At 74.1% G+C, this 8314-nt stretch carries 9 protein-coding genes and 1 pseudogene; 7 read left to right on the top strand and 3 right to left on the bottom strand.

What is annotated here, in order from left to right; genetic code table 11:
- From ACOJUF_RS26070 to ACOJUF_RS26040, 7 genes and pseudogenes are all read left to right on the top strand, one after another.
- Positions 1-201 (top strand): annotated as a pseudogene (locus ACOJUF_RS26070) (polysaccharide deacetylase); the annotation flags it as partial.
- A 53-nt stretch (positions 202-254) separates the two neighbouring features.
- Entirely contained in the window at positions 255-1181 is a 927-nt protein-coding gene (gene pheA, locus ACOJUF_RS26065) for a prephenate dehydratase (protein WP_420124713.1), read from the top strand.
- Between the two features lie 2 nt (positions 1182-1183).
- Positions 1184-2014: a histidine phosphatase family protein gene (locus tag ACOJUF_RS26060; protein ID WP_420124712.1), complete on the top strand. Its 831-nt coding sequence runs from the start codon at positions 1184-1186 to the stop codon at positions 2012-2014.
- 28 nt (positions 2015-2042) lie between these two features.
- Entirely contained in the window at positions 2043-2693 is a 651-nt protein-coding gene (locus ACOJUF_RS26055; RefSeq protein WP_420124711.1) for a DUF1707 SHOCT-like domain-containing protein, read from the top strand.
- A 162-nt stretch (positions 2694-2855) separates the two neighbouring features.
- Entirely contained in the window at positions 2856-3305 is a 450-nt protein-coding gene (locus tag ACOJUF_RS26050) for a hypothetical protein (protein WP_420124710.1), read from the top strand.
- A gap of 9 nt (positions 3306-3314) precedes the next feature.
- Positions 3315-5066, top strand: a complete 1752-nt coding sequence (locus ACOJUF_RS26045; RefSeq protein WP_420124709.1) for a sensor histidine kinase — start codon at positions 3315-3317, stop codon at positions 5064-5066.
- Positions 5063-5698 (top strand): response regulator, encoded by a 636-nt coding sequence (locus ACOJUF_RS26040; protein ID WP_420124708.1) that lies wholly within the window; start codon positions 5063-5065, stop codon positions 5696-5698. The genes ACOJUF_RS26045 and ACOJUF_RS26040 overlap by 4 nt, the downstream gene beginning before the upstream one ends.
- A gap of 16 nt (positions 5699-5714) precedes the next feature.
- Here ACOJUF_RS26040 and ACOJUF_RS26035 read toward each other — a convergent pair whose 3' ends face one another.
- From ACOJUF_RS26035 to ACOJUF_RS26025, 3 genes are all read right to left on the bottom strand, one after another.
- On the bottom strand, positions 5715-7046 hold the full coding sequence (locus tag ACOJUF_RS26035; protein WP_420124707.1) for a uracil-xanthine permease family protein: 1332 nt from the start codon (positions 7044-7046) through the stop codon (positions 5715-5717).
- Between the two features lie 104 nt (positions 7047-7150).
- Positions 7151-8104 (bottom strand): carbohydrate kinase family protein, encoded by a 954-nt coding sequence (locus tag ACOJUF_RS26030; protein WP_420124706.1) that lies wholly within the window; start codon positions 8102-8104, stop codon positions 7151-7153.
- Positions 8105-8173: 69 nt separating this feature from the next.
- Complete coding sequence (locus ACOJUF_RS26025; protein ID WP_420124714.1) at positions 8174-8311, bottom strand: metallopeptidase family protein; 138 nt, start codon at positions 8309-8311, stop codon at positions 8174-8176.
- Positions 8312-8314: the final 3 nt, after the last annotated feature.

Genomic DNA, 8314 nt, shown 5'->3' with positions numbered 1-8314 from the left:
CTGGTCCTGGGCAACCACTTCAACGCGTGGAACAACAACGCCTACGAGGACGCCCTGACCAAGTTCGTCCTGGAGAAGTGCGGCCAGCCCGACGTGCAGTGCGTGCCGTTCCGTGACGTGCTGGCCTGGATGAGCGTGCAGGATCCGGATCGGTTGGCCCAGCTGCAGGCCCAGGCGCCGGAGACCGGTTCGGCCGGCTGACCCGGCGTCCCGCCGCCCACGGCCGCCGCCCGACGCCGATTAGGCTGGACGGCGTGGTCGGGGCGACGGAGCGGTGGGCGTACCTGGGTCCCGAGGGCACGTTCACCGAGCAGGCGGCCCGCGCCCTGGCCGGGTCGGCGGCGGTACGGCTGGACCCGGTCGGGACCGTCTCGCTGGCCCTGGACGAGGTCCGGTCCGGGCGGGCGGCCGCGGCCTGCGCGGCCATGGAGAGCTCCGTCGAGGGGGCGGTGCCCGTCACCCAGGACGAGCTCACCCACGGCGACCCGCTGCTGATCACCGCCGAGACGTACGTGCCGATCACCTTCGACCTGCTGGTCCGGCCGGGCACCGACCTGGCCGCGATCCGCTCCGTCGGGGCGCACCCGCACGGGCACGCGCAGATCCGGCCGTGGCTGGCGGCCACCCTGCCGGCGGCGGACGCGGTGATGACCGCCTCGAACGCCGCGGCCGCCGCCGCCGTCGCCGCCGGGGCGCTGGACGCCGCCGCGGCCGCCCCCGTCGCCGGCGCGCGGTACGGCCTGACCAGCCTGGTCCCCAACATCGGGGCGGTGCAGGACGCGGTGACCCGGTTCGTGCTGATCCGGCGCCCGGGCCGGCCGCCCGCCCCGACCGGGAACGACCGGACGTCGCTGGTCCTGTCCGTCGGCAACCACCCGGGGTCGCTGCTCGCGGTGCTGGCCGAGTTCGCCTCGCGCGGCATCAATCTGACCCGGCTGGAATCGCGCCCGACCCGCTCCAAGCTGGGCATCTACTACTTCCTCGTCGACGCCGACGGGCATCTGGCCGATCCGGCGATGGCCGACGTGGTCGCCGCGCTGATCCGCCGGCAGGCCCTGCTGCGCTGGCTCGGGTCGTACCCCCGGGCCGCCGGGGTCAACGACCCGACGGCCGACTTCGCGACCCCGGTCGCCTACGAGCAGGCGGCCTCCCAGGTCGGCCGCTGGCAGCGGGGCGACTGAGGATGCGGCTGCTGCTGATCCGGCACGGCCAGACGCCGTCCAACGTGCTGGGCCTGCTGGACACGGCCCCGCCCGGGCCGGGGCTGACCGAGCTGGGCCACGCGCAGGCGCGGGCGCTGCCGGACAGTCTGGCCGCGCACCGGATCGACGTCATCGCCGCGTCCACCCAACCCCGCAGCCAGCTGACCGCCGCCCCGCTCGCCGCCGCCCGGGGCCTGGACGTGCTCGTCCGGGACGGCCTGTGCGAGGTGCCGGCCGGGGACCTGGAGATGCGCGGCGACGAGGACGCGGTGCGGACCTACCTGGGCACCGTGCGGCGGTGGATGGACGGTGAGCTCGACGTGGCCATGCCCGGCGGGCAGACGGGGGCGCAGGTGGTCGCCCGGTTCGACGCCGTGGTCGCGGAGCTGACCGCGCTGGCCGCCGACCGCGCCGGTGACGATGGCGTGGTCACCCTGGTCGCGCACGGTGCGGTCCTGCGGACCTGGGCCACCGTCCGTGGGGCCGACGAAGCGGTGCGGCGGGACCTGTTCGAGCGGTTCCACCCCCTGCACAACACCGGCCTGATCGTCCTGAACGGCCGCCTGGACGGTGGGTGGCTGATGGAGTCGTGGGCCGGCCGGGCGCTGGGCGGGGCGCGGCTGGACGACGGGGCCGCGGACGGGCCGGCCGGCGGCGATCCGACCGGCGCCGACCCGACGGCCGACGTGGTCGACCCGGCGGTGGGCGCGCCCGCCCCCCCCGCCGGCCGCCCGGACCCCGGGACCGCCGGCTCCGGGCCGGGGGCGGCCGCCGGTCCCCCCGGCGGCCCCCGGCGCCGGGCCGGCCGCTGACCGCCGCGCCCTGGCTATCCTGGGCCGCATGGCCTCGCCGATCGACCCCCGCGACCTGCGGGTCTCCGACGACGAGCGGGCCCACGTGCTGGCCCTGCTGGAGAAGGCCACCGGCCACGGGCTGATCGACATCGAGGAGTACACCGAGCGCAGCGGCAAGGTCATCGCCGCGCGCACCCGCCGGGACCTCAACGCGGTTCTCATCGACCTGCCCGGCCTCCAGATCGCCGGCCGGTCGGTCGATGCGGCGGCCGCGGCGACCCGCCCGGTGCCGGCCGTGGGGCCCGGCTACTCCGGCGCCGTGGCTCCGGCGGCCGGGGTGCTGGAACTGCTCGGCTGGGGGGCCCGGACGTTCAAGGGCTTCTGGAACGCGCCGCCGCTGATCGTGGTCGGTGGCACCGGGGCCAGCACCAAGCTCGACTTCACCCAGGCCCAGCTGGCGTCCAGCACGGTCACCGTCGAGTTCCGCTCCAACTACGGCGGCGCGGCCGAGCTGATCGTGCCGGTCGGCGCGACCGTCCGGGTGGACGGCCTGCAGATGCGCGGCGGTCACGTCCACAACAAGGTGGATCCGCGCACCGGCGGCCGCGGCATGACGCTGCTGCTGACCGGCGTGAAGAAGTCCGGCTCGATCGTCGTCCGGCACCCGAAGGGCAAGCTGCGCACGTTGCTCGGTTGATGCCGCTCCCGCGCCGCTGGACGGCGGCCCGGTGCCACCGCGCCGTCGCGCGTTCCCGGGAACTTCCCGACCCTTGGGATGCCGATGCCCTGGTCGGGTGCCGGGCCGGACGCCGAGGCTGAACCGGACAACCGGCAGGCCGACCTCGGAGGGCAGGCACCCATGGTTCAGACCGATTCGACATTCCAGCCGCGGCGCGAGGAAACCGGGCGGCGGTGGCGACGGACCCTCGGGTCGACCGGCCTCGTCCTGGCCGCCGTGATGGCGATCTTCAACCTCGTCAACGGGATCACCTCGTCGATCGATCCCACGATCGGCCTCGACGAAGGGGTTGCCCCGCAGCCGATGTGGATGAGCGTGGCGTTGATCGGATTCGGAGCCCTGACTCTGCTGGTCCTGGTGCCGGCCTGGCGGGGTCGCCCCGCCGCCGTGTGGGTGGTGATCGTCAGCCGCCTGGTGGAGGCCTGGAGCGCCGTCGCGCTGCCGTTCCTCCCGGGCGCCCCGGACGGGATGTGGCCGTTCGTGGTCGCGCTGGTGATCGGCGGCACGATCGTCGCCGGGCTGGTTGCCCTGCGGCTCGATTCCCGAGCGACCGGCGTGGCGCAGCCTTAGCGTCGAGGCATGCAGGCAATGGCGATGATGGTGGCCGTCGCCGCGGCCGTGATCCCCGCCGCGGTGCTGACGCTCCGGGCGATCGCTCGGTGGCCCGCGGCCCCGGTGGTGGAACTGTCCGTCGTGGGGACCCTGGCCGCGGTGGCCGCGGTCACCATCGCCGGGCTGCGGGCCGTTCCGCTGCCGCCGTGGGTGGTCGCGCTGTCGATGATCGCCTGGATCGTGCTGCTGTTGATCTTCCCGACCGGTCGCCCGACCAACGCGCCACTGACCGTCGTTGCCCTGCTGGCCGCCGCGGCCGTCGTCGTTGCCGAATCGTGGTCGCCCCTGCGGCCGGTCGCCCCGGTGGCCTTCATCGCGGCCTTCGGGGCGATGTGTGCCGGCCAGATCTGGCGGTACCGGCGGCGCTCGTCGATCCCGGAGCGGCAGAGCACCAAGTGGCTGGTCCTGGGCCTGCTCCCGGCGATCGGCATCTTCATCGGCGTCGGGCTGATCGCGCAGCTACCGGCCGCCGATCCGGCCGTGTTCGAGGACCCCAGGTACCTGGTCGCGTCGACCGCCGCCATGTGGCTGGTCCCGCTGGCCGCGGCCGCCGGCATCGTGATCGGCGACCGCGGGCCCGTCGACGAACTGGTCCGGATCGGGATCTCGGTGTTCGGCACCGCGCTGGTGGCCGCGGCGACCTACGTCGCGGTCCTCGGGGCCGCCGGTCCGGGCGCGGCCGCGGCCGCCGCCTGTCTGGTCGTGCTGCCGGCCGGCTGGTCATTTCTCCGGATCGGGACGGCCTTGGCCTACTCACGCGGGCCGCAACGGCCGCTGGCCGCGCTCCCGGCCCGGTTGGGGTCGGCCCCCGACCCCGCCCAGGTGGGCGACGCCGTCGCCCGCACGGTCCAGGAAGCACTTGGCGTGCCCGTCGTCCACGTGCTCGTGCACGGTGAGTTACTGGCCGCCCGCGGGTCGGGCGGGCGGCCGAGCGAGCGGATCGACGTCGAGTTCGGCGGCGCCGCCGTCGCCGAACTGCGCGTCTGCCCGCGTCCGGCCGAACCCGGGCTGACCCGGCGCGATCGGCTGATCCTCGACCGGATCGTGGAAGCCGCGGCGCCGGCGCTGCGCGGCGCCGATGCGGCGCGCGAGGCCCAGCTCGCGCGTTCCCGGCTGGAGACCACCCGGGCCGACGAACGTCGTCGTCTGCACGCCGATCTGCACGACGAGCTCGGTCCGGCCCTGGCCGGTCTGGGTTTCACCGCGACGGCGGCCGCCCGGACCGTTCGCGATCGGCCGGGGGACGCGATACGGATGCTGGAATCGATCGAGAGCGGAACGCAGGCGCTGGTCCGCCGGGTTCGAGAGATCTCCTACGACCTGCGCCCCGAGGAGGTCGTCGGCCAGGGCTTGGAGGCGATCCTGGTCGAGCGGCTGCGCACCGGGGACGATGATCTCGAGGTCCGATTCCGATGCGAGCCGGTTCCGGACGAACTGGTGCCCGACATCCTGCGGATCGCCCAGGAGGGGGTGACGAACGTGCGGCGTCACGCGGCCGCGATGACCTGCGAGGTGACCGTTCGGGTCGACGGCTCGGGCTGTGTGTGGATCACGGTCACCGACGACGGCGTCGGGGCCGGTTCGCAGGCCCCGGAGGGGATCGGCCTGCCGTCGATCCGCCGCCGGGTGCAGCGCCGCGGTGGTCGGGTCGACTTCACGACGTCGCCGCGTGGGTCGACCCTGACCGCGGTCCTCGGCCCGGTCGGGGCGTCGCCATGACGACCGTCGGTGTCGTCGAGGACCACCCATTGTTCCGGGAGGGACTGCGCAATCTGCTGGAGTCGGCCGGCCTGGCGGTTGTCGCCGAGGCGTCCTGCGCGGCGGAGGCCGACCGGGTGTTCGCCGCCGGGCCGGATGTCATCGTCGTGGACCTCGGATTGCCGGACGGGCCGGGGGAGCAGGTCGTCGCCGACGCCGCGCGGCGCAGCCCGGGCAGCCGGATCGTCGTGCTGACCATGTCCGCCGACGCGCTGAGCGTGGCCCGGGCGGTCGCGGCCGGCGCCCACGGGTACCTGGTCAAGGATTGCGGTGCGGACGAGGTGCTCGCGGCCATTCGCGCGGTGGCGGCCGGATCGACCGTGATGGGGTCGACGATCGCGGCGCGGGCCCGCGCCGTCGGTTCCGTCCCGGTGTTCGCGCCGCCCGAGACCGACTTCCCGGAGTTGACGACACGGGAGCGTCAGGTGCTCGGGCTGCTCGTCGACGGCCTGTCGAACGCCGCGATCGCGGCCGAGCTCGATCTGTCGGTGAAGACGGTCGCGAACTACGTCTCGGAGATCCTGAGCACCTTGCACGCCCGGGATCGAACCCGGCTCGCCGAGCTGGTGCGCGAGCGCGCGGCTCGCCGGTGACGCCGGCCGGGCGCCGTCAGCGCAGCGGCTCGCGCAGCGACGCCGGCGCGACGAGCCGGGCCACGTGGTAGGCGACGATCGCGACGATCGACCCGAGCGCGATCCCGGACAGTTCGAAGTCGTTGCCGAAGGTCATGGTGACGTTGCCGATGCCGATGATGATCGCGGCGGCCATCGGCACCAGGTTGACCGGGTTGCCGAAGTCGACCTTGTTCTCGATCCAGATCTTGGCGCCGAGCAGGCCGATCATGCCGTAGAGCACGACGGTGATGCCGCCGAGCACGCCGCCCGGGGTCGCGCTGACCAGCGCGCCGAACTTCGGGATCAGGCCGAGCAGGATGGCCACCGCCGCGGCCACGTAGTACGCGGCGGTCGAGTACACCCGGGTGGCGGCCATGACGCCGATGTTCTCCGCGTAGGTGGTGGTGGGGGACCCGCCGATCGCGCTGGACAGGGCGGTGCCGAACCCGTCGGCGAACAGCGCCCGGCCCAGGTACGGGTCCAGGTTCTCGCCGGTCATCTCCGAGACCGCCCGCACGTGTCCGGTGTTCTCCGCGATCAACGCGATCACGCCGGGTAGGGCGAGCAGGATAAACTGCAGCTGGAACTCCGGGGCGTGCAGCGTCGGCAGCCCGAACCAGGCGGCGTCCTGCACCCCGGACAGGTCCACCCGCAGGTGGGTGGTGACCTCGCCGGTCCCGGTGGCCGACGTGATCGGGCCGAGCACCGCGTCCAGCACCCAGGACAGGACGAACCCGAAGATCAGGGCCAGGAACACCGCGATCCGCGCGAAGAACCCGCGGAAGGCGACCGCGGCCAGGATGGTGAAGGCCATGACGGTGAACGCCACGCCCGGGTCCTGCGGCCAGTAGACGCCGGCGACCACCGGTGCCAGGTTGAAGCCGATCAGCATGACGACGGCGCCGCTGACCACCGGCGGCTGCACCCGCCGCACCGTCGGCCCGCCCACGAAGTTCACGTGGAGCCCGACGTTCGCCTGGGTCAGGCCGGCGACCTGGATCGCGCCGGTCACGTTGGCCGTGGTGCCGCCGGCCGCCCGGATCGCCACCACCGCCCCGACGAAGCTGGCCGAGGTGCCCAGGTACGAGGGCACCCGCCCGGAGACGATCAGCAGGAACAGGATCGTGCAGACCCCGGACATCAGGATCGCCAAATTCGGGTCGAGGCCCATGATGATCGGGAAGACGAAGGTGGCCCCGAACATCGCCACCACGTGCTGGGCGCCGACGCCGATGGTCTTGGGCCAGCTCAGCCGCTCGTCCGGCTTGACCGGTGTGCCCACCGGCAGGGGCGTGTCGATCCCGACGGGTTTCCAACCGATGGCCATCCGCGTACCCCTGTCTGCCGGCGTCTGCGTCCGTGTCGCTGCGTCGGACCGTAGCGCCGGGGGTCGGCGGGGATGTGTCGGCCGGGTTCGTGTCGCGTTGCGGCTCAGCCCAGCTCGCTGGCCCACGGCGGGTTGGCGCCCGCCCGGGAGCAGTTGATCGCCGACACCCGCGAGGCGAAGGTGAGGGCATCGGTCAGCGCGGCCGGCGTCAGCGTCTCCAGCCGCCCGCCCAGGTAGCCGCCCTCGGCCAGGAAGTGCAGCAGGCCGCCGTGGAACGAGTCGCCGGCGCCGACCGTGTCGACCAGCGTGGTCGGGGCGATCGGGACCCGGACCTGCTCGCCGCGCAGCGAGGCGAAGGCGCCGTCCCCGCCGAGGCTGACCACGGCCAGCGGCACCCCGCAGGCGTGCAGGTGGGTGGCCGCCTGCTCCGGGGTCCACCCGGGCCACAGCAGATCCAGGTCGTCCTCGGACAGGCGCAGGATGTCGGCCAGCCCGGCCCACCGGTCGATCCACAGCCGGTAGGAGGCGACGGGCACCAGCAGCGGGCGCAGGTTGGGGTCCACCGAGGTGGTCATCGCCGGCCGGGCGCGGGCCAGCAGGTTCTCGATCACCTGGCCGGAGGGCTGCAGGGCCAGGGCCAGCGACCCGGTGTGCAGCGCAACCGGCGGGGACTGGGCGCCGAACGGGCCGTCGATCAGCTTGGCCAGCGACGCGTCGGTCCAGGCCCAATCGGCGGTGCCGTCGGTGTAGAACTCGTACGAGGCCGCGCCGCCGGCGTCCAGCCGGGCGATCGCCAGGGTGGCCGGCTCGACGGCATTCTCGGACGCACTCAGGTCGACCGTCGAGGCCTCCAGCTTGGCCCGGCACAGCGCCCCCAGCGCGCCCCCGGAGATCCGGGCGGCGAACCGGGCGGTGCTGCCGAGCCGGGCCAGTGCGACCGCGGTGTTGGCCGGCCCGCCGCCGGGGTGGACGGCCAGGTGCGCCGCGCCGTCGACGATCCCGTCCGGGGGCAGCACGGCGTCCGCGACGACTTCACCGACGACGGCAATGGTGGGCATGGGCGGCTCCTCGCGCAGGCGTCTCGAACCCACCGAGCCTACGGTCGGTGGTGTCGCGATGCCGCGCGATCAGGCCCAGCCGAGCTCGTCCAGCCGGTCGTCGTCGATGCCGAAGTGATGTGCGATCTCGTGGATGACGGTGGTGGCCACCTGCTCGCGGGCCCCCTCGACGTCCCGGGCGTGGGCCAGGATCGGGAGCCGGTAGATGGT

Origin of the sequence: Nakamurella sp. (genome assembly GCF_048594475.1) — a bacterium.
In the GTDB taxonomy this organism is placed as follows: domain Bacteria; phylum Actinomycetota; class Actinomycetes; order Mycobacteriales; family Nakamurellaceae; genus Nakamurella.
The sequence above is the reverse complement of the archived record's forward strand: the minus strand, read 5'-3'. Positions and strand labels throughout refer to the sequence as shown.

Coding starts and splice junctions, on each gene's coding strand:
- ACOJUF_RS26030 (WP_420124706.1), bottom strand. CDS start 8,104: ATGCCCACCATTGCCGTCGTCGGTGAAGTCGTCGCGGACGCCGTGCTG.
- ACOJUF_RS26050 (WP_420124710.1), top strand. CDS start 2,856: ATGGTTCAGACCGATTCGACATTCCAGCCGCGGCGCGAGGAAACCGGG.
- ACOJUF_RS26060 (WP_420124712.1), top strand. CDS start 1,184: ATGCGGCTGCTGCTGATCCGGCACGGCCAGACGCCGTCCAACGTGCTG.
- ACOJUF_RS26045 (WP_420124709.1), top strand. CDS start 3,315: ATGCAGGCAATGGCGATGATGGTGGCCGTCGCCGCGGCCGTGATCCCC.
- ACOJUF_RS26040 (WP_420124708.1), top strand. CDS start 5,063: ATGACGACCGTCGGTGTCGTCGAGGACCACCCATTGTTCCGGGAGGGA.
- ACOJUF_RS26055 (WP_420124711.1), top strand. CDS start 2,043: ATGGCCTCGCCGATCGACCCCCGCGACCTGCGGGTCTCCGACGACGAG.
- ACOJUF_RS26035 (WP_420124707.1), bottom strand. CDS start 7,046: ATGGCCATCGGTTGGAAACCCGTCGGGATCGACACGCCCCTGCCGGTG.